This is a genomic window from Tunturibacter psychrotolerans (assembly GCF_040359615.1).
Lineage (GTDB): Bacteria > Acidobacteriota > Terriglobia > Terriglobales > Acidobacteriaceae > Edaphobacter > Edaphobacter psychrotolerans.
In genome coordinates, this window is record NZ_CP132942.1 from 1,505,820 (window position 1) to 1,530,771 (window position 24,952).

Annotated in this window: 22 protein-coding genes, 1 tRNA gene and 1 riboswitch; of the genes, 10 read left to right on the forward strand and 13 right to left on the reverse strand. The window is 55.0% G+C overall.

The genetic code is table 11. From position 1 onward, the window contains the following. The 10 genes from RBB77_RS06155 to purS form a co-directional block, all read right to left on the reverse strand. Window positions 1-858 (reverse strand): hypothetical protein, encoded by an 858-nt coding sequence (locus tag RBB77_RS06155; protein ID WP_353065601.1) that lies wholly within the window; start codon window positions 856-858, stop codon window positions 1-3. Beyond that, window positions 855-1,442, reverse strand: a complete 588-nt coding sequence (locus RBB77_RS06160) for a histidine phosphatase family protein (RefSeq protein WP_353065603.1) — start codon at window positions 1,440-1,442, stop codon at window positions 855-857. Before RBB77_RS06160 ends, RBB77_RS06155 begins: the two co-directional genes overlap by 4 nt. After that, complete coding sequence (cobS, locus tag RBB77_RS06165) at window positions 1,439-2,260, reverse strand: adenosylcobinamide-GDP ribazoletransferase (protein WP_353065605.1); 822 nt, start codon at window positions 2,258-2,260, stop codon at window positions 1,439-1,441. Before cobS ends, RBB77_RS06160 begins: the two co-directional genes overlap by 4 nt. Then, entirely contained in the window at window positions 2,200-3,276 is a 1,077-nt protein-coding gene (gene cobT / locus RBB77_RS06170; protein ID WP_353065607.1) for a nicotinate-nucleotide--dimethylbenzimidazole phosphoribosyltransferase, read from the reverse strand. The genes cobS and cobT overlap by 61 nt, the downstream gene beginning before the upstream one ends. 25 nt (window positions 3,277-3,301) lie before the next feature. Further along, window positions 3,302-4,693: a cobyrinate a,c-diamide synthase gene (locus tag RBB77_RS06175; RefSeq protein WP_353065609.1), complete on the reverse strand. Its 1,392-nt coding sequence runs from the start codon at window positions 4,691-4,693 to the stop codon at window positions 3,302-3,304. Then, window positions 4,690-5,244: a bifunctional adenosylcobinamide kinase/adenosylcobinamide-phosphate guanylyltransferase gene (gene cobU / locus RBB77_RS06180; protein ID WP_353065611.1), complete on the reverse strand. Its 555-nt coding sequence runs from the start codon at window positions 5,242-5,244 to the stop codon at window positions 4,690-4,692. The genes RBB77_RS06175 and cobU overlap by 4 nt, the downstream gene beginning before the upstream one ends. A 125-nt stretch (window positions 5,245-5,369) precedes the next feature. Next, window positions 5,370-5,544: riboswitch (cobalamin riboswitch) on the reverse strand. Between the two features lie 50 nt (window positions 5,545-5,594). Continuing rightward, complete coding sequence (gene hemG / locus RBB77_RS06185) at window positions 5,595-6,977, reverse strand: protoporphyrinogen oxidase (RefSeq protein ID WP_353065613.1); 1,383 nt, start codon at window positions 6,975-6,977, stop codon at window positions 5,595-5,597. A gap of 74 nt (window positions 6,978-7,051) precedes the next feature. Further along, window positions 7,052-8,074 carry a ferrochelatase gene (gene hemH, locus RBB77_RS06190; RefSeq protein ID WP_353065615.1) on the reverse strand — a complete coding sequence of 341 codons (1,023 nt, stop codon included), beginning with the start codon at window positions 8,072-8,074 and terminating at the stop codon, window positions 7,052-7,054. Continuing rightward, a complete protein-coding gene (gene hemE / locus RBB77_RS06195) occupies window positions 8,071-9,180 on the reverse strand; it encodes a uroporphyrinogen decarboxylase (RefSeq protein WP_353065617.1) in 1,110 nt (369 codons plus the stop codon). The genes hemH and hemE overlap by 4 nt, the downstream gene beginning before the upstream one ends. A 135-nt stretch (window positions 9,181-9,315) precedes the next feature. Continuing rightward, entirely contained in the window at window positions 9,316-9,561 is a 246-nt protein-coding gene (purS, locus tag RBB77_RS06200; RefSeq protein ID WP_020716583.1) for a phosphoribosylformylglycinamidine synthase subunit PurS, read from the reverse strand. A 138-nt stretch (window positions 9,562-9,699) separates the two neighbouring features. Here purS and RBB77_RS06205 point away from each other — a divergent pair, with 138 nt between their 5' ends. Then, window positions 9,700-10,260 carry an inorganic diphosphatase gene (locus RBB77_RS06205; protein ID WP_353065620.1) on the forward strand — a complete coding sequence of 187 codons (561 nt, stop codon included), beginning with the start codon at window positions 9,700-9,702 and terminating at the stop codon, window positions 10,258-10,260. Window positions 10,261-10,266: 6 nt separating this feature from the next. Here RBB77_RS06205 and RBB77_RS06210 read toward each other — a convergent pair whose 3' ends face one another. Continuing rightward, entirely contained in the window at window positions 10,267-11,652 is a 1,386-nt protein-coding gene (locus RBB77_RS06210) for an APC family permease (RefSeq protein WP_353065622.1), read from the reverse strand. A gap of 301 nt (window positions 11,653-11,953) precedes the next feature. On the opposite strand from RBB77_RS06210, the gene RBB77_RS06215 reads away from it, so the two are divergent. Together RBB77_RS06215 and RBB77_RS06220 are read left to right on the forward strand one after the other, a co-directional pair. Then, window positions 11,954-12,045, forward strand: a tRNA-Ser gene (locus RBB77_RS06215). A gap of 146 nt (window positions 12,046-12,191) precedes the next feature. Further along, window positions 12,192-14,378 (forward strand): AAA family ATPase, encoded by a 2,187-nt coding sequence (locus RBB77_RS06220; RefSeq protein ID WP_353065624.1) that lies wholly within the window; start codon window positions 12,192-12,194, stop codon window positions 14,376-14,378. A gap of 506 nt (window positions 14,379-14,884) precedes the next feature. On the opposite strand, the gene RBB77_RS06225 is transcribed toward RBB77_RS06220, so the two are convergent. Next, window positions 14,885-15,268: a hypothetical protein gene (locus RBB77_RS06225; protein ID WP_353065626.1), complete on the reverse strand. Its 384-nt coding sequence runs from the start codon at window positions 15,266-15,268 to the stop codon at window positions 14,885-14,887. 144 nt (window positions 15,269-15,412) lie between these two features. Here RBB77_RS06225 and RBB77_RS06230 point away from each other — a divergent pair, with 144 nt between their 5' ends. The 6 genes from RBB77_RS06230 (at window position 15,413) to RBB77_RS06255 (ending at window position 21,800) form a co-directional block, all read left to right on the forward strand. Then, window positions 15,413-16,903 carry an ATP-binding protein gene (locus tag RBB77_RS06230; RefSeq protein ID WP_353065628.1) on the forward strand — a complete coding sequence of 497 codons (1,491 nt, stop codon included), beginning with the start codon at window positions 15,413-15,415 and terminating at the stop codon, window positions 16,901-16,903. A 14-nt stretch (window positions 16,904-16,917) separates the two neighbouring features. Continuing rightward, entirely contained in the window at window positions 16,918-17,367 is a 450-nt protein-coding gene (locus RBB77_RS06235; protein ID WP_353065630.1) for a response regulator, read from the forward strand. Next, window positions 17,364-19,598: a sigma 54-interacting transcriptional regulator gene (locus tag RBB77_RS06240; protein ID WP_353065632.1), complete on the forward strand. Its 2,235-nt coding sequence runs from the start codon at window positions 17,364-17,366 to the stop codon at window positions 19,596-19,598. Before RBB77_RS06235 ends, RBB77_RS06240 begins: the two co-directional genes overlap by 4 nt. A 127-nt stretch (window positions 19,599-19,725) precedes the next feature. Beyond that, window positions 19,726-20,004 (forward strand): hypothetical protein, encoded by a 279-nt coding sequence (locus RBB77_RS06245; RefSeq protein WP_353065634.1) that lies wholly within the window; start codon window positions 19,726-19,728, stop codon window positions 20,002-20,004. Next, window positions 19,994-20,683 (forward strand): sensor histidine kinase, encoded by a 690-nt coding sequence (locus RBB77_RS06250; protein WP_353065635.1) that lies wholly within the window; start codon window positions 19,994-19,996, stop codon window positions 20,681-20,683. The genes RBB77_RS06245 and RBB77_RS06250 overlap by 11 nt, the downstream gene beginning before the upstream one ends. 295 nt (window positions 20,684-20,978) lie before the next feature. Next, window positions 20,979-21,800 (forward strand): alpha/beta fold hydrolase, encoded by an 822-nt coding sequence (locus tag RBB77_RS06255; protein WP_353065637.1) that lies wholly within the window; start codon window positions 20,979-20,981, stop codon window positions 21,798-21,800. A 73-nt stretch (window positions 21,801-21,873) separates the two neighbouring features. Here the strand turns inward: RBB77_RS06255 and RBB77_RS06260 are convergent, their stop codons facing one another. Beyond that, complete coding sequence (locus tag RBB77_RS06260; RefSeq protein WP_353065639.1) at window positions 21,874-24,381, reverse strand: glycogen/starch/alpha-glucan phosphorylase; 2,508 nt, start codon at window positions 24,379-24,381, stop codon at window positions 21,874-21,876. 245 nt (window positions 24,382-24,626) lie between these two features. On the opposite strand from RBB77_RS06260, the gene RBB77_RS06265 reads away from it, so the two are divergent. After that, a complete protein-coding gene (locus RBB77_RS06265; protein WP_353065641.1) occupies window positions 24,627-24,863 on the forward strand; it encodes a hypothetical protein in 237 nt (78 codons plus the stop codon). The last annotated feature ends 89 nt before the right edge of the window (window positions 24,864-24,952 follow it).

The window sequence follows — 24,952 nt, forward strand, 5'->3', positions numbered from 1 at the left end:
CTATCTTCCTTCGGTCGCGTCAAATGGTTCCAGCGATTCTTCGATATGAATTCGAATGACCTTACGAAGAGCTGTCCTCTCATAGCGCAGGGTCATATTGTCATCGAGAAAATCCGTGACCTGTGGAGGGCGAGCCGAAAACAATTGCTCTTCATTGAAGAACCATGGAGCGGTCGCTCCAAGCTCCTCAATGCTCCGCGCATAGATCACGACGACAGGCATGCGATCCACTCCCGCCTTTAGTAGATGGTAGGCGCGATGGTAACCGTCACGCAAAAACCATCGTCCACGAAACTCCGCGACCTCGAAGAAGGGACTGCCACCATAAAGCGAAAGCGGCAGAAGCTCACCTGCCTTGGTCTTCGGATGAAGCCGTAACCGTAAGTCCGGATTGCTCGAATGCAGCCGGATATTCAACTGATCTTCTTCAGTTCGCTCATGAATCATGACATGCTCGGTGCTTCGTTGTGAGCCAATCGCTAGCGAAATCAATTGGGGCCAATCATGCCGCTCTGGCAAGATCGGGGCTTGCGACGCGCAACCGAATACCAGTCTGCGCTGAAAGGCAAGCAAGCGGCGTATGTCGATCACGGCTAAGGTCCAATCAAGATTTTCATACTCACCCTGCAAATCCTCGCGTTGCGCCGCGACTTTGAGTAGATCTTGAATGTCCTTTGTCTCTCGTTCGAGCAGTGCGGTGGTCTCCGAGTATTGATCTCGTTCGGCGAGTTTGGCGCGTGCTTGTTTCGCTCTTTCAGCTAACTTGACTGAGTCGACACCGGCGGCTTCATCGCGGTAGGGGTAGTCGTCCAAATCCCATCCGATCAGTTCGCGCACATTGACTTTCGAGACGGTCATGAACGCGCCTCCATGAACTGCATTTGAGGTGAAATTGTAACTGCATGTCGAACGATGGCGCAGTAAGGCTGTGTCTGTTTCCAGGCATCTTCTTCGCTGGATTGATGGAGTGAGCAGAGAACCGTACGCAGTACCCCCGCGTGGGTCACAACCGCGATATCTTGCGTTGCGGCTTTTGTGGATAAGAACGCGACTTCCTCGAGGACGCGCTGTTCAAAATCGCGAAACGCCTCACCTCCGGGCGTCGGCAGCAACGGATGCTCAGCCATCCACCGACGCGCATAGACTTTGTCGCGCTCCTCGATTTCTTTCCAAGTAAGACCGTCCCATTCGCCGAAGTTGATCTCGCGCAGAGCTCGACGTGGTCTGCATTCGATTCCGAATGCGCTGGCGATGGCCTCTGCTGTGGTTTGCGCCCGACGCAGGTCGCTTGTGTAGACGGTGTCGATATTTTCTGAGCGAAGTCTATCGATCAACTCTGCCGTTTGTTTGTGACCGCGCGCATTCAGATCTGGGTCGGTGTGGCCGCAAAATGTTCCGGCCATGTCTGTCTCCGCGTGGCGAATGAAAAGAATGTCGCTCATGCGATCCACACCCCACAGAAATAGACCGCGATTTCGGTAAGCTGATTGGTCGCACCGAAGCAGTCGCCAGTTATACCGCCAATCTTTCTCTGGTAGAACCACCCACTCAGTACAACGAGAAGTGGGGCAGCGAGAAGAGGCGCCACGGAGAATCTCCGCAGCGCGAAGATAACGATTGCGATGCTCACGAGCGAGCCGAACAGAAGCGAATGGAAGGAGATCAGCCTGGCGATGCGCGCGCCCTGCCCCTCCTGTTCACGCGCTGGAGCGAGAAAGTAGCTTAGCGGCAGCGAACTCCAACGGGATAATACGTGGGCAGAGATGATGTAAGCCGTAAAGCGTTCCATCGGCAATGACGCGAGAAGCAGATAGCGTGCTAGTAGAGATAAGACAAGCGCAATCGCGCCGTAGCTTCCAATCCTGCTGTCTCTCAGGATGGCCAATATTCGATCCTTCGTCCAGCCGCCGCCAAATCCGTCTGCTGCGTCTGCGAGTCCGTCCTCGTGCAGGCAACCGGTGATCAGCACGAGATAGGTCAGCACGACGAATGCGGTAAGTGGGCGACCCAGATGGACTGTTAGGATCCTTTGAAGCAGCGCGGCTATAGAACCTATGGCTAAACCGACCAATGGAAAAAATTTGACTGATCGAGAAAGCGAGTCCTCTTCGAATTTTGTCGAGGGCATGGGGATCCGTGTGAGAAATTGGAAGGCGACCGCCAACTCCCGGCCAAAGTCGCGAATCTGCCGCGTTGCACTCAATCCTTCGCCTCGCTGACGCCCGCCGATTCGAACGTCGCCATCTGATTGTAGAGGCACAGTGCAGACTCGAGGATAGGCATCGCCAGAACAGCACCTGTTCCTTCGCCGAGCCTCATGTTTAGAGCAAGAATAGGCTTCAATCCCATGTATTCAAGCAGCACTCTGTGGCCCGGCTCTTCCGATTGATGCCCTGCAAAGAGATAGCCGCTCACCTGTGGTGCAATTGCAAAAGCGATTGCTGCGGCTGCAGTCGAGATGAAGCCATCTATGACCACTGCAAGCCGATGCCTTGCCGCGCCTAATATGAAGCCGGTTATCGCGGCAATCTCCAGCCCGCCAACACAGCGCAGCACATCGAGTGGATTAGGAAGCCGATTACCAAAATGTTTCGCTAGAACAGCTTCGATGACCAGACACTTGTGTGTGAGTGCCTCGGAGTTCAAGCCAGTTCCTTTACCAGTGATGCGATTAACCGGTTCACGCGTGAGTGCAGAGGTAATCGCACTGGCTGCTGTGGTATTGCCGATACCCATCTCGCCGACAGCAACCAGGTTGTAGCCTATTGCCTTCGCATCATCTGCAAGCTTGAGTCCAACGTCGAGCGCATTGGTTAGTTCGTCCTCACTCATCGCCGGCTCCCTCATCATATTGCGCGTCCCCCTACGCACTTTGCGGTGCAGCAGTCCGTCGCTGTGATCGAAGTCGGCATCGACGCCGACATCCACAACGTTCATCTCGACCTGATGAGCTCTTGCGAGCACGTTGATTGCGGCGCCGTGAGCAAGAAAGTTGAGCACCATTTGCCGCGTCACCTCGCGCGGATAGGCGCTGACCCCTTCAGCAGTAACTCCATGGTCCGCGGCAAAGACGTAGACTGCCTTTCGCATCGGTTCCGCAAATGCCTCTTCGCGGATTGACACCATCTGGGCCGCGAGATCTTCAAGTCTGCCGAGGCTGCCCAACGGCTTGGTCAACTGATCCAAACGCGCTCGTGCCCTTGCTAGCCATTGCTGACTTGGGGGCTCAATGGTCAACATGATTTTAGAGTCGACCATCTGACTTGATGTGTTCACATGTTCCTCCGGTCTCCAGGTCCGCTCACGTCGTCACCGTCTGCAAGGTTCGCGCTCGTCGGATTGCAGCGACAAAATCTCTCGCTATTGTGGGATTTGCGCGCAGATGCAGATGAACATAACTCGCTAGAACGTTACCTTGCCGGAATCCTTCAAACTCTTCTTTCCCCGACATTGAGTACTGCACGCAATAGCTCGTCGCAATGTCTCCGCGAGAGACGATGGACGAGTAGTGAAAACTGTGTCCGCGGACGGTTGTTCCTTTGGGACCCAGGAGACAGCCTTCGGTAAACATCACGCTGACGTATCCGAACTGCACAAGTTTGCCGGTCATCTTTATAGAAAGTGGCAGGACTCCAGCCATAGCGTAGTTCATGCCCTCGCTGGATTTAAGGCTCTCGGAGAGATAAATCATGCCACCGCACTCGGCATAGATGGGCCTTCCTGAAGCAGCAAAGGCACGAACGTCCTCAATCATAGGGCGATTGCGGCCTAGTTGTTCTGCGTGAAGCTCCGGATATCCTCCGCCGAGGTAGAGCGCATCCAGTCCCGTTGGAAGAGACCTGTCGCACAGCGGGCTGAACCGAATGATCTCAGCGCCCTGTTCGCGAAGAAGATCCAGATTGTCCTCATAGTAGAACGAGAAAGCGCGATCAGATGGAACACCGATTCGCACACCTTCGGCCACTCGCGAGCTTTCTATTCCGGCAACGCCCGTCTCATCCAGATCCAACCCACAATTAAGCTCAACCAAACTATCAAGATCGAAATATTTCTCCGCAAGCGCAGCCAGCGTATCGATGGAAGCATCATCTTCGACCGCAGCTTCAGCCGCTCCTTGCAGGCCGAGATGGCGCTCGGGAATCGTAATCGCCGGATCACGTGGCAGCCAGCCCAGAATCCTTGTCTTGCATGACTTCTCAATCGCCGCATGCAGCATCTCGTAGTGCCGCTCTGTTGCAACACGATTCAGGATCACGCCTGCAGGCCGCAGCTCAGGGTCGAACATCTCAAAGCCGAGCACCACCGCCGCGATGCTCCTGGCAGTCTTTGCTGCGTCGACGACGAGCACGACCGGCAGCTTCAGCAGTTTGGCAATCTCCGCCGTGCTTCCAGTCTCCGTGTTCCCGCTCTTTCCATCGAACAATCCCATCATGCCTTCAGCGACGAGTACATCCGCGTCACGCGCAGCATTTTGCAGAACACATCGATTCGCCTCTTCGCTCAGCATCCATGTATCAAGATTTCGAGCCTTTCGCCCGCAGATCCTCGTGTGATGGCCAGTGTCCAAAAAGTCTGGTCCACACTTGAAGGGCTGCACCGCCAAGCCGCGTCGCCGCAGCCCAGACATGATCGCAAGCGCGACCGTCGTTTTTCCCACCCCGCTTGCTGTGCCTGACACCAGCAGTGCTCTCACAGCGTCACCTCAAGGTGTCCCTTCAAAGCGAGCGGAAGCCCAGCCACCATCAACACCACATCGTCGGAGATCCTTGCTACGCTCTGATTGATCTCGCCCAGCAGATCGCGGTATCGACGTCCCAAGGGATAGGCCGGCACCACGCCACTGCCCACTTCGTTGGACACCAATACAACAGAGCAACTCGCCGATTGCAACGCCACGCACAAAGCATCAACACGTCGTTCGATGGCATCCTGGTCGTCGCCTTCGGTCTCTAGAAGATTCGCCGCAAAGACCGTCAGACAGTCCACAATGATCACATCGCAGTCGCGTGCCTTCTGCGCCAGTACCTGAACCAGTTCCAGCGGCTCCTCAACGGTGATCCACTCCGCAGGGCGTTCTCGACGATGCCGCTCGATCTTGCGATGCATCTCGTCGTCGGAAGCCCTCGCTGTCGCCACAAAGATGACGCGGCTCTCTCGCTCTGCAAGCTGTTGCGCGTAACGGCTCTTGCCGCTGCGAACGCCGCCAAGTACGAGAGTGATGGAACTGTGGCGCATCTCCTGCATCGTTAGCTCCTTGCCCGGCATCTTTCGAAGCAATCGAGCAGAGCGGGAATTTAGTTAGGCAGCGCTCGTGCAGACCGTTATTGCAGTCGGCGAGAATGCTCTTCAGCTCTCCCAGCGAAGCTGAATCAGCCTGATCGGCCCTGGCAGGTCTCCTGACTTACGCTTCAGCAAATTTTGACTTACCTTCCCAGGATGCATCCCAGTGGCTTAATACCAATCGTCAAAACTCTCAGCGCTTACAGTTACGGGGTAGCGACGGATTTGCACCGCCTTCCCAACACCAGATGTAGGAAAAGACTATCCCGGTCATCCCGCCGGGTCAAATCTTTACAACTCCATGACCGTTGTTCTCATTCGCCTGCGATCTCCCTTGCCGCAGCTCTCGCATCTCGCACCAGATCGGGCACTCCCACGCCGCGATACCCATTACCAAGCAGCCACAATCCCTTGAAGGCTCTCACTCGCGAATCGAGTTTCTTCATTCTCTCAAGATGCCCCACGGCATACAGGGGAAGACTACGCGGCCACCGTCGCACCACAGTCACTTGCGGCTCGGGCAGAGGCCCCAAAACCCTCGCGAGCTCCATCCGCGCCACTGCAGCTGTTTCGTCGTTGCCACACCGCATCAACCGTTCGGCAGCTTTGCCTCCGAAGAAGGCTCGCATCAGCCGTCCCCCTTGCGGCACGCGGTGTTCAAACTTCTGATCGACGAAGGTCGCTGCGAGCAGCAGACTATCGGATCCCGGCGGGACTAGAAAACCGAACCCCGTCGGTATAGAAAACTTTGCCGCGTCGGGAAATCCAAATCCGACCACTACCGCAGAGCTGGCATCCATCTCCATCAACGGAGCCATCTCGGCGTCAATCGGCTGCAGGAGAGAACAAGCTACGTCGACCGGCGCCGTCATCATCAAAGCATCGAAACGCTCTACGCCTCTGGCAGTTCCGACGAGCCACCCTTCTTCGCCGCACGAGGTGAACTGTACTTCCGCAGAGAGTCGAATCCAATCCTCGGGAATCGCGGCGATCATGCGATCTACCAAAGTCCCCATGCCGCTCCGTAACGTGGTAAATACTGAATTCTTGCTCGCCGCAACACTCCTCGTCCGTAGTGCGTCGATCAGACTGCCGTGTTCTCGCTCCATCGTGACAAACGGAGCCATCACCGCCTGCACGCTCAGCTTGGTCACATCGCCACCAAAGACACCACTCAGCAGGGGAGCCCCGATCTTCTCCAACACCTCGTCTCCAAAGTGGCGTTGAACAAACTCCGCAACACTCTCATCTCCTTCAGGAGCCGCCGCTCGCAACTCCTCCGCTCTGCCGGGTTCTTCGCGATAAGCCCGCTTGGCCTCCGCGCTGAACAGTTCGGACTGATCCAGAGCATCGAGGTCAGCCGGCACCATCATCCGCATGCCATCCGGCATAGCCTGCAGCTTCTTGTCGATCAGCACATACGTCTTTCGCGTGGCGTCATTGGAAGGCATCACTTCATCAGCCAACCCAAGCTCTTCTGCGAGTTCGCGCGCCCAGGGCTTTTCCGTCACCCAGGCATCCGGCCCGCATTCGATCACGAACTCACCCTCATGGACCGTCTCGATGATTCCCCCAAGCCGCGTCGAGGCTTCGAACAAAACTCCCTGCAGCGGTACGCCCTTACGAGCCTGCTGCGCCAGCTCATATGCTGCCGTCACCCCGGCTACCCCACCACCCACAATTGCAACGCGCTTCATCGTTTCTCCAGAGATTTCCGCAAACAAAAGCGGAGGCCAGAGCCCCCGCCTTCAGCCCTCATGACAGCCTATACCTACGCCGGAACCATAACCTCATCGACGGTCGCTTTATATCGCCCGGAGACGACCTCCACGATCGCCTCCACCAGCACCGGGGAGTCGTTCAAGCTCTCGGCTCGCCACAACTTAAGGCCCAACTCGTTTGCGGTCTGCCGGAAAGCGATGTCGATGTCATAAAGGATCTCCACGTGATCACAGAGGAAGCCCACTGGCTGCATCACCACGCCTACATGCCCTTCGGCCTTGATCGCTTTGAGTGTGTCCTCCACGGTTGGACCGATCCACGGACCTCCGCTCATACCCTGACTCTGAAACGCGAAGTACCAATCCTTGTCACCAAATCCAGCCGGGGTCATCCGCTCTGCCACCAACTGCGCAGTGCGCTTAGCCTCTACCGGGTACGGATCGGGCGAATCCTGAACAGGTGTTCCGGGCCGTGCTCCAGCGACGGAAGCCTCACCCGTCATGATGGTTCGGCAAGGCACGCTATGAGCCGTGAATAAAACGGGCACGCGCTGGCCCGCCTCGGCGCAAGCCTCTTCCCACACAGGCTGCAGCTTCTCTGCGAACGCCTCCGCCAACACGGGACTTTCGGCCCAGCCCGCAACAAACTCAACCTCCATCCCAGTTGCCGCGGCATGCACCGCCCTGCGATAAAGCCCCACACTAGTCCGTGAGTTCTGCGGTGCCAGGCACACTGCCTTTATCTGCGTCACGCCATCCAAACGCATTTGTGCCACCACATCGGCGATGTAAGGATGCCAATTCCTCATCCCCACATACACTTTGCCCGCTCCCAGCGCGTGCTCCAGCATATGCGCCTGCACCATAGTCCACTTCGTCAACGGCGGTGGTTCCAGCCCTGGCGACTCTTTCAGTCCAATCTGCGCGTACCGATGCTGCAGCTCCTTCACAACCTCCTGCGGCATCGCTCGCCCGCCAGTCACTTTGCTTAGATACTCAGCCATCTCGTCGAGCATGTCTGGCGTTCCATGCGCGAGCAGCAGCACAGCGCTCCCGCTTGTTTCGAGACTCATCGCGCGCTCAGCTCTCTGACCAGCTCCACCACGTGGATCACATTTTCGACCGGTGTTCCGGGCACAATGCCGTGGCCGAGATTGAAGATATGTCCAGGCCGCCCCGCAGCCGCTTCAAGAATCTCGCTCACCTGTTGCTTCAACACATCTTCCTGGGCAAACAGGGCAATCGGATCGAGATTCCCCTGTACCGCGCAGCCGGCACCAACGGCCTTCCAGCCCGATTCCAACGGAGTCCGCCAGTCAAGCCCAATCACATCCGCACCAGTCTCGCTCATCGCCGGCAGCAGGGAAGCGGTCTCCACTCCGAAGTAGATCACCGGCACACCCAGTGCTTTAATTCGCTGCACCAGTTCCGTCGTCCAGCCGAGACAGTATTGTCGATAGTCACGAACACTCAGCTTGCCGACCCAACTATCGAAGATCTGAATCACATCCGCGCCCGCTTCGACTTGCTGCTGCGCATAAGCAACCAAAACGGTAACAATCTTCTCCATCAGAAGCGACCAAGCAGGTCCATCCGAGTACATCATCTTCTTAGTCTCGATGTAGTTGCGATCCCCGCCGCCCTGCTTGCCGCCTTCGATCATGTATCCAGCAAGCGTCCACGGAGCGCCGCAAAATCCGATGATCCCCAGCGTGTCCCCATCGGCACGGGGCGCAGAAAAGTGCGTGGCAACTTTTTCAATCGCGCGCGCAACATACTGCAACTCCTCTACTCGATCGGTACGCAGTGTCTTTACGTGCTCCAGCGTCCTCACCGGCGTATGCACTACGGGGCCTTCGCCCGCAACAAACTCGAAGTCCAGACCCATCGGCGTAAATGGCAGCAGCAGATCGGCAAAGATGATCGCGGCGTCAACATCCAGCCGCTCTGCCGCTGTAATGGTCACCTCCGCCGCAATCTCAGGCGTCCGGCAAATCTCCAGCAGGGAATGGTGCTTCCGCACCGCCATATACTCCGGCATGTAACGCCCAGCCTGCCGCAAAAACCACACCGGCGTTCTGTCTACTGGCTGACGCAAACAGGCTCGCACAAAACGGCTCGCTCCCGTCTCTCTGTCAACAGCCGTCACTGCGGCACTTTCCACGATCGCATCACTCAAAAGGCTCGTCCTCTATAACCTTTTAAGCCTAGCACTCATAGGTTTCCCTACGCGAACCGACGTAGTCTGAACTGTTCGTGGCACGCGAAAAATTCACCCCAAATTAGCGCCGAGTACCGCACAGGAAGCCTTCGCTTAGGCCTCCAGCCGAAACGTAAACTCTTCAATTACAGGGTTTGTCAGAACCTCGCGCGCAATCCGCTCCACCTCGGCCTGCGCTGCGTTCTGTTCCAGTCCATCTTCCAGAGTCAGCAGAAAATATTTCCCCTGCCGTACATCGGCAACGCCGCGATATTCCATCCGCCGCAATGCATCTGCAACTGTCTGCCCCTGGGCATCCAGCACCGTTCGTTTCAGCGTTACATAGACATGAGCCTTCATCTTGTCTGATTATAGACAAGGTGCAGCTTTCGCCCTCAATCGAGGTAGCGAACCTCCACCAGGCAGCTGGGCCAACCGAACTATGAAGTCAGCCAAGCCTAAAATTTCGATTGGACAAGAGAAGAGACACCATCCTTTATGACGAACTACCTGGAACTCCCCGTCGGGCCTAACAGCCCCGAGGTCATCAACGCAGTCATCGAGATCCCCTACGAGGGTGTCAACAAGTACGAGTACGACAAAGAGCTCCACGTCTTCCGTCTCGACCGCAACCTCTACTCCCCCGTCCACTATCCCGGCGACTACGGCTTCATCCCCAGCACCCTCGGCGACGACGGCGACCCCCTCGACTGCCTCGTCCTCGTCGACACCCCCAGCTTCTCCGGCTGTGTCATGCAGGTCCGCCCCATCGGCGTCCTCGAGATGCTCGACCAGGGCCTCGGCGACGAGAAGGTCCTCTGCGTCGGTCAGGACAATCCCCGCTACAAAGACGTCTGGAACTTCTCCGAGATCTATCCCCACATGCTCCGCGAGATCACGCACTTCTTTGCCATCTACAAGGATCTCGAAGGCAAGCGAGTCGAAGTCAAAGGCTGGCGCGATGCCTCCTTCGCACGCAACAAGGTTCTCGAAGCCCAGCAGCGCTTCATCGACAACAAAGCCAACCCCATCCCCAAGCCCGTTCCAAAGAATTCGTAGTTGTTATCACCGCATCACTGAAGGGGTCGCCGCAGGGCGGCCCCTTCGCGTCATGCGAGCCGCAAGATAAACCACCGGCCCTGCTGCCGCCACAATCGCCGCGAACCCCAGCGCCGGCAGCCCAGCCACCCGCTCCCCTCGCGCCGCCCACAACGCAAACGCGATCAAGCCCACCGGCGCCACGCCCACCCCCACCGCACCCCAAAAGCCGCCCGGCACCTTGAACGGCCTCGCCAACTCCGGCTCCTTCACCCGCAGCACTACCAGCGCCACAAACTCCAGCATCAGTGACCCTCCATACAGCACCAGGTCGATTGAGATCAGACGTTCAAACGACAGTCTCAGCGCCAGCGCCCATCCCACCGAACACAGCACCACACTCACCCACGGCACATCCCATGCATTTTTCCTCGCCACCACCTTCGGCAACATCCCCTCTTCGGCCAGCGCATACGGCACCCGCGTGTAGCTCATCATCAACGCGTTGAACATTCCAAACCCGTTAATCGTCCCACCCAGCACAACGCACAGCGCCAGCCACGGCCCGGCCAGCTCCCTCGCAGCATCCGCCCATGCGCCGGTCGAAAATCTGTCCGCTGGAATCCCTGCCAATGCCACCGCCGCCAACGGCAATACATATGTCAGCGCCACCAGCCCGGTCGCCGCCAACATCGCTCTCGGGTAATTTTTCTGTGGCTCCTCCACCTCCTGCGCCACCGTCGAAGCGTTATCCCACCCCATGTAGTTCCACAGCGCCACCGAAATCGCCCCCGCAAAATCCGCCCCCGTACTCGGAGCCCGCAGTGTCCCCGAACCTGCCACACCCAAACCATGCCCGGCCACCAGCCCCTTCCACAACCCCACCGCCGTCAGCACCACAAACGGCGACAGCAGCAAGCAAAACATCCCCACCGACCCCTCGCCCACCGCCCTCGCCCCACGCAGATTCCAAACCATGCACAGCACCACCACCGCCAGCGCCCACATTGTGCCTCTATACCCTGCCGTCCACGCCGGCTCAATCCTCCCCAGATAAAGCACAAAGATCACCGGGTAGATCGCCATATCGAAGACGCTCGCCGCCAGGCTCAACCACGCCTCTTGAAACCCCCAGAATCTACCTAGCGCTCGCCTCACCCAGCAGTAGTAACCACCCTCTACCGGCATCGCCGCCGCCAGCTCCCCAACCATCAAACTCGTCGGCAGACTCCACACCACCGGTATCACCAGCAGGAGCAGCAGCGCTCGCCCATACCCCGCCATGCCGATAATGTCTTCCAGCCCATACGGCCCACCCGACACCATAAAATATGTCGCCGCAATCAGCGGCAGCAGCCGTATCTTCCCCCCGCCCGTCCTCGCTCTTCCCAAGCCCACCTGCCCCAGCGCCATTCAGTCTTTATATAGCGACTCCCGCCCCACCGCGAACCCGAAGCCACCACAACCCAATCCATGCTTTTCTGGTTGTCACCTCCAAAGCGGATCTGTGCTGCCTGTTTCGTTGTCGTCCCGCAAAGGATTACCGTTGCTTGTCTTTTTTGTTGTCATTCCCGAAGGGAACCTGCTGTTGCTGCGCCTTTCCGAGGGGGTGCGCAAGTCTCATTTAGCAGAACCTTGTCTTCCTCCCCCAGCCTCAAGCTATAATTGCCAAAGCCGGGCATCGCCGACACGCGATGCTCACCGCAACACAGACGGAGAGTTGGCCGAGTGGCTGAAGGCGGCGGTTTGCTAAACCGTTATAGGGCGAAAGCTCTATCGGGGGTTCGAATCCCCCATTCTCCGCCATCGAGATAAGGTCTCGCCTCAGACATCCAACTCTAATCTGACAAGATGACCATTGGATAGTGTCCAAAAGAGTCATTGAGTCTTTCTGCCTGGCCTCGTGCTTTCAGTAATATAGTAGACACTCCTGTCGCAGAGAGGTTCGCAGAGTGATCGAATTCGTTGAAGTCCACAATGTAGCCAGCTATCGTTTAAATGATCCTCAAAAACTAGAAGCCGCTGCCACATTCAACTTTCTATACGGCAGTAATGGCTCAGGCAAAACTACCATCTCCCGCCTGATGCAAAACCCCCTTCTTTTTCCCGATAGCCTAATTCGCTGGAAGGCAGCAAATCGGTTAGAAACTCTTGTTTACAACCGAGATTTCGTTGCCCAAAACTTTGTCCAATCATCTGAGATCAGAGGAATTTTCACGCTCGGCCAGCAAAAAGTTGAGACCTTAAACCAGATCGCCGCTTTGTCTCAGGACGCGGGTAACCTCTCGTCGCAAATAGGCCAACTTCTGAGAACGAGAGATGGAGAAAACGGATCGGAAGGCGAAAGCGGCCGATTGAGGAATTTAATCGCCGCATTCACCGATAGGTGTTGGCAGCTAAAGGTAAAGCATGACAGGAAACTCCAGGCAGCGTTCGCTGGTGTTAGAAGTGATCGCATAAAATTCAAAAACAGACTCCTCACCGAGAAAAAAGACAATAAGGCACAACTAAGAAGCCTTGAGTACCTCGAAACAAAAGCGCTTTCAGTATTTGACACAACTTCTAGTATCGAAGCCCTTCCTTCGCTTCCAGACGCTACACGGTTGATTGAATTAGAAGCGGCGCCTGTACTCCAAAGAGTGATCGTTGGCAAAGCCGATGTTGATATCTCGGCAATGATAAAGAAGCTTTCCAACAGTGACTGGGTTCGGGAAGGCATCAGCTTTTATAAAGTTAATGACGAGTTCTGCCCATTTTGCCAGCAGAAACCCCCCGAGACACTTGGGAAGAGCCTCGAAGATTATTTTGACGATGCCTTTATTCGGGATGCTCAAGCAATTGATCAAATCTGCTCAGACTACAAAATTATCGCTAATCAAACAGAAGCACGATATCAAGAGCTTCTGAACAATCCGGTTAGAGGACTCGAAGTAGATAAGCTTCGACCGCTTATCGATAGTTTTCACTATACCGTGGCTCTAAATATTGCCCTTCTAGACAGTAAGAAGAAAGAGCCGAGCAAAAAAGTTATTCTGACTCCTTTAGAAGATGTCGTAAATAAGATCACCATCCTTACAGGGGTGGCGATCAATTTGATACAAGCCCACAATGACCTCGTTAGAAACCGCGATGCAGAGAAAGCTCGACTCATAGATGAAATCTGGAAATACCTTTTAGACAATGAAATAAAAGAGGAGCTTGCTAGTTTTGAGCAACAAGCAAACAATATCGTGAAGTCTATTGCTGGCATTGATCAAAAGATCAAGCACAAAGCGTCTGAAAAAGCTCAAATAGAAGATGAGATAAGAAAATTAGAAAAACTAACTACAAGCATCGAGCCAACTATAGCCGACATTAATGCAGACCTAACCCGATGGGGATTTACAGGTTTTGCATTAGCTAAAGCTGACAAAAATGGATTCTATAGGCTAGTGAGAGAAGACGGGACGGCGGTAAATGACTCTCTAAGTGAAGGGGAGAAAAGTTTTGTGACTTTTCTCTACTTCTATCGCCTACTGAAAGGAAGCAACAGCGAGAGCGGCACAGTAAACGATCGAGTTGTGGTCATTGATGACCCTGTGTCTAGTCTAGATAGCAATGTTCTTTATGTCGTTAGCTCCCTAATTAGAAGTCTGTTTAAAGAAATCAGGGAGGGGAGCAATCCGATTAAGCAGATATTTGTGTTGACCCACAACGTTTATTTTCACAAGGAGGTGACCTATAAACTTCAAGGGCTATGCAAGTATTGGGTGGTTAGAAAACTCGGCAGCACAAGCAAAATTGAATCTTACTCCTCAAATCCGATAAAGAGTTCGTATGAACTTCTTTGGGCGGAACTGCGTCGTCTGGACCCCTCCAAGCCGACCACGCAGAACACCATGAGAAGAATACTTGAGACTTATTTCAAGCATTTTGGAAGCATAGATGTCGAGAAGCTCGACGACTTCTTCGATGGCCAAGACAAATACCTCGTCAGAAGCCTCCTGTCGTGGATGCACGATGGCTCACATTCAATTCATGATGATCTTCATATCAGTTCAGCGGATTCGGGAGTCGATGATTACTTCAGGGTTTTTAAGAAAATCTTCGCTGATACAAAGCATGGTGCGCACTACGAGATGATGATGCATCCTATCTGATTTATCAGATAACTCGAGACTGAGTGGCGGTGGCCCATGCATCAGATGAGATCAATATCATCGGGTGCCCCATTCATGCAGTCTCATCGCATGAGTGGGCATTCGCGCGCCCTGCGCGAACCGCTCTTCGGCCACGAACTCCCGCTACCGCTTCCCTCCCCCCACTTCCCAAAACGGGAAGCCCCAAAAATAAATCCCAAAACCATGTCACATTTTTCCCACCCAAAAAAGTGACTGCTAAAACACCACACTAGCCACGCAAAACACCACACTCCCACCACCAAAACACCACGTCAAAACACCCACTTTTCTCAAAACCCCAGCAAAACGCCACAAACTCACCGGACCAAAATAATTACCAAAAAAACTCCCCCAAAACCGGCAACGGATGATGCTCGCGTAGTCCCATCCTGAGTCGTTCCCGCAAAGCAATTTATGAAATGATACGAATCCCCGGTCTTCCCGGATTGAGTTTGGCTCACAGTAAAGCACACGGTCTTTTTAGATCAGATCAGATAACCCGAGACAGTCACGAACAGCGTACCCGTAGAGCCCGTCGGGCTATACGTCGTGACGGAAACAACCGTGCCAGGATCAACGTACAAACGCACGGCCTGCAGCGCGACATAAGTGTCGAACCCATTTGAGGGCTGCCCGTAGGCAAAGGTTAGCGGGACGAACAGCTGAACGCTCTTCCCTCCGCAGGTGAAGTTGACGAACGCCTCCAGCTGACTCCCCAGCGGCGTCACATCCACTTGAACACTCACAGTCTCTACGACCAGGTGTTTCCCAGCCGGAACTGTGACAGACGGCGATCCGGTCTCCCCGAAGGGACGAGTCGGCAATCCGGGAACATCCAGAACAGAACTGATCGCTGCAGCCTTCTTCATAAGCGCCTCCCAAAACAAAAAATGTATTCGGGGCCCCGACGCACCACCATACCAAACCTCACCTCGTACTGAAAACCGCCAGATAAAATCTGGGCGGTATACTTGTGCGTCGAATTCCGCCGGCGATAAAAGTGAGGCGAGCTGATGGCGCAGTCGAACTCTGATTCGCATAAAATCCTGCCAATTGTTAACCGTTACGGCCTTGCGGTTATCTCCGTTGCTCTCGCCGTTATCCCAGCGCTTGTGCTGCAACACTTCAAATTTCGTGATGTCGAACTTCCGCTCCTGTTATTCGCAATCGCTCTAACCGCATGGCATGCCGGAGTTGGTCCGTCTGTACTGGCCATTGTGCTCTCAAGTGTTTGCTTCGATTATTTTTTTGCGCCTCCCCTTTACGCCTTTTCATTGACGCCCGCCGATATTCCGGAAATTTTGGTTCTAATCTCTTTCGCCGTATTAATTACCCGGTTCAGTGCCGTACGGCGCAGAATTGAACGAGATCTCCTCCAGACTCAAGACAAGCTGCAGGCCGAGGTCGTTGAGCGAACCCAGCAGGCCAGCTTGCTGAATCTCACCCACGACAGCATCTTCGTCCGCGACATGAACCATGTCATCACTTACTGGAATCGAGGCGCCGAGGAACTGTATGGTTGGGCGCCGTACGAGGCAGTTGCGAAACGCTCTCACGATCTTCTCCAGACCGTCTTCCCGATCTCGATCGAAGACATCAGCGCAGAGCTACTACAAACCGGGCGGTGGGAGGGCGAGGTCAGGCGCGTAAAGGCCGACGGAACCGCGGTGATCGTGGCGAGCCGATGGTCGTTGCGACGCGACGAAGACAATCGGCCCGTCGCTATCATGGAGACCAATAACGACATCACCGACCGCAAACGTCGCGAGGAGCAGATTCGCGGTCTCAATTACGAGCTCGAGAGACGGTCCAACGACTTGCAGGCCAGCAATAAAGAACTGGAAGCCTTCGCTTATTCTGTCTCCCACGATCTACGTGCTCCTCTCCGTCACATGGCCGGATACGCCGAGCTACTTCAAAAGAACGCATCTTCCGCACTGGATGACAAAGGGCTGCGATACCTGCGGATGATTCTGGACTCCGCGAAGAGAATGGGGAATCTCATCGATGATCTGCTCGCGTTTTCGCGAATAGGACGCACGGAGGCGCAGAAGACGTCGGTAAATCTGGAGCAGCTCGTGAAGGAAGCTCTCAGCGAAGTTCAGCCGGAGACCAGCGGCCGAAGCATTGTCTGGAAAATCGATACACTTCCCGTTTGTTATGGAGATCGTTCGATGCTTAGGCTTGTTCTCGTCAATCTTCTTTCAAATGCCGTGAAATTCACGCGCCCTCAACCCAGGGCACAGATCGAGGTCGGCTGCGTCGACGGAAATAAAGATGAAGTCGTGGTATTCGTAAGAGACAATGGCGCAGGTTTTGATATGAAATACGTAGATAAATTGTTTGGTGTGGTTCAGCGATTGCATCACGTGGATTCGTTTGAAGGTACTGGCATAGGTCTCGCAACCGTTCAGCGCATCATTCACCGTCACGGTGGCAAGGTGCGGGCAGAAGGTGCAGTCGATCGAGGCGCGACCTTCTATTTCTCAGTACCGAAAATCTAAATCAGGAAGATGACATGCAAAAACTGGGACGTATCTTGATGGTCGAAGACGACTCCAATGATGTCGAGCTTACCTTGACCGCTCTGGAGGAATACAACCTCGCCAACGAAGTGGTTGTCACTCGAGACGGCGAAGAGGCTCTCGATTATCTTCATTGCCGAGGTAAATTTTCAGCGCGTTCCAATGAGAATCCCGCGGTCATTCTACTGGACCTGAAGCTGCCCAAAGTAGACGGACTCGAGGTGTTGAAGCAAGTTAAAGCCGACGAGAAGTTGAGGTATATTCCTGTCGTAGTGCTTACCTCCTCTCACGAGGAGAGGGATCTGGTGACCAGCTATAAACTTGGCGTCAACGCTTACGTCGTAAAGCCAGTCGACTTTCATCAGTTCGTCAACGCCATCAAAGAACTTGGTGCCTTCTGGGCGGTCATCAACGTTCCACCGCCCGAGAGCGTAAGTAAGTGAACACTCCTCCCTCTTTACGGATTCTCTCCCTTGAGGACGACCCCAACGACACAGAACTAATTCAGGCGGCACTCGAGGCAGAGGGCCTGACCTGCGAGATGGCAAGGGTCGATCACGAGGCCGCGTTCCGCGCCTCCCTGGAAAAGGGCGAAATCGATCTGATCCTTGCCGATTACACGCTTCCTTCCTTTGATGGACTTTCAGCACTGAGGCTTGCGATGAGTATCTTGCCCGAAGTGCCATTCATCTTTGTCTCCGGAACACTTGGTGAAGAAGTCGCCATTGAAGCGCTGAAGATTGGTGCCACGGACTACGTTCTCAAGACCAGACTGTCGAGGCTCGCACCGTCCCTGTTTCGTGCTCTGCGTGAAGCAAGCGGCAGGGCCGAACGCAGACAAACGGAAAAAGCGTTGCGCCGAAGTGAGACTTTCTTGGCAGAGGCACAGCGCCTGAGCCGAACAGGTAGTTTTGGTCGGAATCTGTCGACTGGAGAAGTCTTTTGGTCCGCGGAAACGTACCGGATCTTCGAATGCGATCCGGGGATCACGCCAACCGTCGAGCTGGTGATTGAGCGAACCCATCCCGCCGATCGCGACCGGCTCAACCATGTCTTCGATCATGCCTCAGTCGACCAGGGCGACTTTGACGTCGAGCATCGGCTCATTGCGGGCGATGGATCGGTAAAGTACGTTCGTGTTGTCGCACGCATCGTCAGAGGCGACGAACCGGAAGGATTGCAAATCGTCGGCGCCGTCACTGACGTCACAGACGCTAAACGAGCCGAGGATGCGCTGCGACGGAGCGAAGCTTATCTGACAGACGCGCAAAGGCTGACTCGTACCGGGAGTTGGGCATTCGACGTGGCCACCAGGCGGGGGATTCACTGGTCACAAGAGAACTTCCGGCTATTGGGCTTCGACCCAAAAGAAGGAGTGCCGCCACACGAAAAGTTTTTTGAGCGCGTTCATCCGGACGACCGGGAAAACTACAGCAGAGCTTTCGATGCAGCCATTACTCATCAACAACCACATCTCGATCTCGAGTACCGAGTCGTTCTGCCGAGCGGAAAAACTAGATACGTCCACTCTGTGGGTCATCCTGTCTTTGATCGATCCGGAAACTTCTGTGAATATGTCGGCACTGCGGTGGACGTGACCGAACAACACGAGGCAAGAGCAGCGCTGGAGACCGCCTTTCAAGAAATAAAAGCTCTGAGAGATCTGCTCTACAAAGAGAACATCGCCCTCCGCGAAGAAATCGTCCGAACCTCGATGTTTGAGGAGATCGTAGGCGAATCACCAGCTTTGCGGACCGTGCTCGCACGTGTCACCAAGGTAGCGCCGACCGATTCTACCGTGTTGATTACCGGCGAGACCGGTACCGGCAAAGAGCTGATTGCGCGCGCGATCCACAAACGCTCCCAGCGCGCAGCCCGCGCCTTCGTGAGTGTCAACTGTGCCGCAATCCCCGCCTCTCTTATCTCATCGGAGTTGTTCGGCCATGAGAAGGGAGCCTTTACAGGCGCCACGCAACGCCGTTTGGGCCGATTCGAGTTAGCCGAAGGAGGCACACTCTTTCTCGACGAAATCGGGGAGCTTCCGCCCGAGACCCAGATCGCTCTCCTGCGGGTTCTGCAGGAACGTGAGTTTGAGCGTGTTGGTGGCACCAAGGTCATCAGTGCGAACGTGCGCGTCATTGCCGCTACCAACCGCGATCTGCAAGCCTCCATCGACGCTGGCACATTTCGCGAAGATCTGTACTATCGCTTCAACGTCTTCCCCATCGAGATGCCGGCCTTGCGGGAGAGAAGGGAAGATATCCCTCTTCTGGTCGAGTACTTTATCGATCGCTACTCCAGTAAGACGGGAAAAAAAATTCACAGCGTAGAGAAGCCGACACTTGACCGACTTAAGCAATACGCATGGCCCGGCAATATTCGCGAGCTGCAAAATGTTGTCGAACGTTCCGTGATCCTTTGTGAATCGGAAACTTTTGTCGTTGATGAAAGCTGGCTCACCGGAGGGTTTGATTCACCCGATCGAACCAGTCCAACGCACCTCAAGCTCCCCCCTTCTCAAGAGAAGAAAGCAATCGAGGCCGCGCTCGCCGAAGCCCAGGGCCGAGTGTCGGGCCCGTCAGGCGCTGCATCCAGGCTTGGCGTTCCAGCTTCAACCCTCGACTCCAAAATCAAAGCGCTCAACATCAATAAGTACCGGTTCCGAACGAGCTAGCAGCTCCATTTTCGACATCAGCGTTCACGAATTTCGTGAATTCCCGAAATTCGTGAGCTTTGTAGGGACCAAACCATGATCCATCAGCAACTTACAAATGGTCGCGCGATTGCACAGTAATCCGCAAATGTTCAAGATTCGAAGATCCGAGGACAAGGATTTCGTGACCTTCGTTTTAAGTGGCCGAATCGAGGAGGAGCAGTTATCGGAGCTGCAGAAACTCCTCAAAGTCGAGCTCGGGGCCAATCCAACACCCATAGCGCTTGATTTAGGAGACGTGAAGCTAGTGGACCGAGAAGCCATAAAGTTCTTTGCCGTCTGCGAAGCTCACGGAGTAGTCATAAAAAACTGCCCGTCGTACGTCCGCGAGTGGATTGAAACAGGGAGGGGGAGCAATGAACCTTAGCGTTGAGCAATCCATGTCTGGTCCAGCCGTCGAGACCGCCTCCGCCCGCGATGTGGTCTCGTCGATCAAGCAGCTGTTTCAAAGCCTATTCTGTCTTCTCGATCACAATCATCTCAGCCGCGAAGAACGGCAGAGTGAGCAAGCGCACATCGTACGCAAGTTTCACGACACCTTAAACCAGAGTTTCCCCGGTGCCTCCATGCTGCTAGACGAGTCTCTTGAAACAAATTCTGTAGATCCTTTCGACAGACACTCCCTTGAGCCCACCACCATCGAACAGTCGCTCTCCGGAGTTTTGAGAGACCTCTCGCCCGCCGGGGTTCGTTGCGAAATCTCCGTGACAGGAAAGCCAAAATCATTACGACCCGCGATCCTGAAGCAGATCACTTCGATTGGCCGGGAAGCGCTGGTCAATGCGTTGCAGCACTCCGAAGCGACCCTCATAGAAGCCGAGGTTGAGTACTCGTCTCGCAGATTGCGACTCATCGTCCGTGACAACGGCCGCGGAATTGACCCGCATATCGCGCGCTCAGGAAAGGGCTCGCACTGGGGCCTCCTCGGAATGCGTGAGCAAGCCGCAAGGATCGGCGCACAGCTCAGCATATGGAGTAGGTCCGGAGCTGGCACCGAAGTGGAAGTCTCAGTTCCGAATCACATCGTAGCCAACGCCTGCGCATGACATTCGAGACCGTAGAGTTCGTCTGAAGAGATCTCGCTCTTTGGGCGTGATCCGAGTGCGTCCTCCTACACAGCTCTAGCGCACGAACACGAATTAAAGTTTCCACGCTCAACGTGTGTAGAAATAATGAGGCTCGGTAGTGAGCTGCTATGCAGCGACGCGAATCTAACTACTACAGGCCACACAGACACAAATCAAACTCGGTCGAGTTGACCTCGTCTGAAGGCTGCTCAAGCTGTATAACCGACAACTGCGCAGGCTCACCTCGCACGAACCGAAACATGGAGAAGATCAATTGAATACCATTACCGTCAAAGATGGCACTACGATCTATTACAAGGATTGGGGTACAGGTCAGCCAATCGTCTTCTCACATGGCTGGCCGCTCACCGCGGATGCGTGGGACGCGCAAATGGTCTTCTTCGGCCAAAAGGGCTACCGCGTCATCGCCCATGATCGACGCGGCAACGGACGCTCCAGTCAGCCTTGGGATGGCAATGAGATGAACACCTACGCGGATGATCTCGCCGCGTTGATCGAAGCACTTGATCTCAAAGAAGCAGTGCTAATGGGCCACTCGACCGGCGGCGGCGAGGTGGCGCGCTATCTCGGACGTCACGGAACCAAGCGTGTGTCGAAGGCAATCCTCGCCGGAGCCGTCCCCCCGTTGATGCTCAAAACAGACAGCAACCCCGGCGGACTGCCGCTCTCTGTCTTCGATGGCATTCGTGCCGGCGTCCTTGCCGATCGATCGCAATTCTATAAAGATCTCTCGCTGCCGTTCTATGGATATAACCGACCCAATGCAAAGATCTCCCAAGGAGTTCGCGACAACTTCTGGCTTCAAGGCATGGAAGGGGCCGTCAAGAGCCAGTACGACACGGTCAAGGCATTCTCTGAGACCGACTTTACCGAAGACCTCAAGAAGATTGACATCCCCACTCTCATCCTCCACGGAGACGACGATCAGATCGTACCGATCGGCGCTGCAGGACTCATGTCAGCCAAGATAGTGAAGAATGCAAAGCTAAAGGTCTATCCCGGCTATCCTCACGGAATGTGCCAAATACACGCGGACGAGATTAACGCCGACGTACTGGCCTTCCTCAAAGGCTGACGTTGAGCAGGCAGCTCCCGACGTGAGAGACCTGGGGCCATGCACAATCAAAGGCCATCAGGTCTCTGCTCTTTCATTTGCTTGCCGGAACTCCTGCTCCGATCTCAAACCGTGTAATGTTCCAGATATCTTTGCAATAATCCCGAATTGATCGATCCGAAGAAAACTGGCCCATGCGCGCAGCGTTATAGATGGACATCCTCGACCATGCCTCCGGATCACGATACATCTTGCAGACGCGATCCTGGCAGTCAACGTAGGACTGATAGTCGGCGAACAGGAGATATGGATCGCTGTTGAGCAGACTATCCACCAGCGGACGGAAGAGGCTGCCGTCGCCGCGTGAGAACCGGCCCGAACCGATACCGTCAATCACCTCGCGCAGTGCCCCATTTGATTCGTAAATCTGGTGAGGGTGATAGCCAGCAGCTTTTCTCGCCGCAACCTCTGCTGCGGTCAGTCCGAAGAGGAAGAAGTTTTCGTGCCCAACGGCATCACGAATCTCAATGTTCGCGCCATCCAGAGTCCCAATCGTAAGAGCTCCATTCATCGCGAACTTCATATTGCCGGTGCCCGAAGCTTCTTTGCCCGCGGTCGAGATCTGCTCACTCAAATCTGCCGCAGGGTAGACCAGCTGGCCGAAGGTGACGTTGTAGTCAGGAAGAAAAACCACTTTCAGCTGGCGGTTCACCTCGGGATCGTTGTTGACCACCTCGGCGACCGAGGTAATGAGTTTGATAATCAACTTCGCCATGAAGTATCCCGGCGCGGCTTTTCCGCCGAAGAGGAACGTCCGAGGTGAGATCTCCAGCGTAGGATCTTTCTTCAGGCGGTAGTACTGCGTCAGGATGTAAAGAACGTTCAGATGTTGCCGCTTGTACTCGTGAATCCGCTTCACCTGCGCATCGAACATCGAGCTGGGATCAACCGAGACCCCAGTCTTTTCCGCAATGTACTGCGCGAGTCGAACCTTCACCGCATGCTGCACCCCTCGCCACTCGGAGCGGAACGTGGAGTCCTCGGCATAGCGCTCCAACTGCGAGAGTTGATCGAGGTCGCCGATCCACCCCAGGCCGATCTTACTGGTCATTAGCTCCGACTGCTCAGGATTGCTGACCGCAAGCCACCGCCGGGGCGTCACTCCGTTGGTCACGTTGATAAACTTCTCTGGCCACAGCTCATAGAAGTCGTGAAGCACGTCGCTCTTCAGCAACTCCGTATGTAACTTTGCAACGCCGTTGATGTGCGAGCTTCCAACGCACGCGAGATAGGCCATGCGAACATATCTCTCACCGTGCTCGTCGATGATAGACATCCGGGCCACTCGCGCCTCGTCGTTCGGGAACTTCGCCCGTACGATCGTCAGAAAGCGTGCGTTGATCTCGTAGATAAGCTCCAGGTGGCGGGGAAGCAGCAACCCAAAGATCCGCAGGGGCCAACGCTCCAGCGCCTCCGGTAGAAGCGTGTGATTGGTGTAATTGAAAGTGTGCGAGGTGATCTCCCACGCCTTATCCCAATCGAAACCATGGATATCTACCAGCAGCCGCATCAGTTCGGCGACTCCAATCGATGGATGGGTGTCGTTCAACTGCACCGTGCACTGTTCATGAAAATTTTCAAGGGAGTGACCAGCGGTTTCATGCCGCCGAATCATGTCCTGCAGCGAACATGACGTGAAGAAATACTGTTGCTGCAGACGAAGCTCCTTACCCCGGATCTCTTCGTCATTCGGATAAAGCACCTTGGAGATGTTTTCGGCGAAGACCTTGGCTCCGACCGCACCCTCGTAGTCGCCGCTGTTAAAGCGGTCGAAGTAGAACGATTCGTTGGCTTCAGACCTCCACAGTCGAAGCGTATTCGCAACCCCCGAGCGATATCCCAAAATCGGCGTGTCGAACGGAACTCCCTTTACGATCTCATTGGGACTCCACAGCACCTTGTACTCCCCGAAGGAATCGGCCCACGATTGTGTGTGGCCGCCAAAGCCCACCTCAACGCACGCCTGCGGACGTCGAATCTCCCACGGATTTCCATAGCGCAGCCAATAGTCGGTCATCTCCACCTGCCAGCCATCACGAATCGCCTGGTGAAACATGCCGAACTCGTAGCGAATGCCATAGCCCATCGCCGGCACTCCCAGCGTCGCCAGCGAGTCGAGATAGCACGCTGCAAGCCGCCCAAGGCCGCCGTTTCCCAGCCCAGGCTCGCTCTCACGCCCGATCAAATGGTTGAGATCGAGATCAAGCTCGGCCACCGCCTGCCGGATCACATCTTCGATTCCGAGGTTGAGCAGGTTGTTTGCAAGGTACGGACCCATCAGAAACTCGGCCGAGAGATAGTAGACCGTGCGCACATTGTGCTTCGCATAGTCTTCCCTGGTCGTAAGCCAACGAGCTAGGATCCGGTCCCGCACGGTATACGCGAGAGCCGTGAAGTGATCCAGGTCGGTTGCGACCTCGACCCGCTTGCCGACTACATAGAAGAGATTGTCCAGAATCCCTTGCTTGAGAGCAGCGACCGTATTGCTCGTCCGCTCGTCATCCACTATCAGATCATGCTCTTTGGTTGTCTGCTTCACCATAGCGCGCCTCGTTCCTGTGGGGTGGAGAAGTGCGAATCACGAAATCGAGCCCGGCAGAATACTTCCGCTGTGAAGACGATGCTAGAGACGCTTTTCACAGCCCGCAATAAAATCTCGCGAAAACTTACCTCATTTTTATGAAGAAGATTTCCCCGAACCCGCTGCAAAACGTACGTTCCCGTGCGATGTATTTTAGAGTCGCGTTCGCATGCAAATGATCTGCATCAAATATACTGAGTACTGGCATGAGCGAAGAAAATCTCAGACAGCGGCTTGCGTACTTTCAGCAGAGGCTTGAAGAAGCCAAACGCAGACACTCCGCGAAAGAACCGCACCCGCGAAGCTTCGATGCGGGCTACACGACGGACACTTTCAAAACGTGGGCCGAGTCGATCGCTCTTATAAACGAACGACTTGCAACCATCAACGATCAGCTAAAAGTCGAAGCCCGAAAGTCTAACCCAACCCACGAAGACCTTTGAGCAAAGCCGCTCACCTGGAGCAGCGACCGCAAGTCAAGACCTGCGGTGAGTTCCGGTGACCCTAGGCAACTCTTTTTCTAAAACAGTCA

Excerpts from the sequence above, each read along its gene's own strand:
- RBB77_RS06155 (WP_353065601.1), bottom strand. The coding sequence starts at position 858 with ATGACCGTCTCGAAAGTCAATGTGCGCGAACTGATCGGATGGGATTTG.
- RBB77_RS06160 (WP_353065603.1), bottom strand. The coding sequence starts at position 1,442 with ATGAGCGACATTCTTTTCATTCGCCACGCGGAGACAGACATGGCCGGA.
- cobU (WP_353065611.1), bottom strand. The coding sequence starts at position 5,244 with ATGCAGGAGATGCGCCACAGTTCCATCACTCTCGTACTTGGCGGCGTT.
- hemG (WP_353065613.1), bottom strand. The coding sequence starts at position 6,977 with ATGAAGCGCGTTGCAATTGTGGGTGGTGGGGTAGCCGGGGTGACGGCA.
- hemH (WP_353065615.1), bottom strand. The coding sequence starts at position 8,074 with ATGAGTCTCGAAACAAGCGGGAGCGCTGTGCTGCTGCTCGCGCATGGA.
- purS (WP_020716583.1), bottom strand. The coding sequence starts at position 9,561 with ATGAAGGCTCATGTCTATGTAACGCTGAAACGAACGGTGCTGGATGCC.
- RBB77_RS06205 (WP_353065620.1), top strand. The coding sequence starts at position 9,700 with ATGACGAACTACCTGGAACTCCCCGTCGGGCCTAACAGCCCCGAGGTC.
- RBB77_RS06210 (WP_353065622.1), bottom strand. The coding sequence starts at position 11,652 with ATGGCGCTGGGGCAGGTGGGCTTGGGAAGAGCGAGGACGGGCGGGGGG.
- RBB77_RS06225 (WP_353065626.1), bottom strand. The coding sequence starts at position 15,268 with ATGAAGAAGGCTGCAGCGATCAGTTCTGTTCTGGATGTTCCCGGATTG.
- RBB77_RS06230 (WP_353065628.1), top strand. The coding sequence starts at position 15,413 with ATGGCGCAGTCGAACTCTGATTCGCATAAAATCCTGCCAATTGTTAAC.
- RBB77_RS06235 (WP_353065630.1), top strand. The coding sequence starts at position 16,918 with ATGCAAAAACTGGGACGTATCTTGATGGTCGAAGACGACTCCAATGAT.
- RBB77_RS06245 (WP_353065634.1), top strand. The coding sequence starts at position 19,726 with ATGTTCAAGATTCGAAGATCCGAGGACAAGGATTTCGTGACCTTCGTT.
- RBB77_RS06250 (WP_353065635.1), top strand. The coding sequence starts at position 19,994 with ATGAACCTTAGCGTTGAGCAATCCATGTCTGGTCCAGCCGTCGAGACC.
- RBB77_RS06260 (WP_353065639.1), bottom strand. The coding sequence starts at position 24,381 with ATGGTGAAGCAGACAACCAAAGAGCATGATCTGATAGTGGATGACGAG.
- RBB77_RS06265 (WP_353065641.1), top strand. The coding sequence starts at position 24,627 with ATGAGCGAAGAAAATCTCAGACAGCGGCTTGCGTACTTTCAGCAGAGG.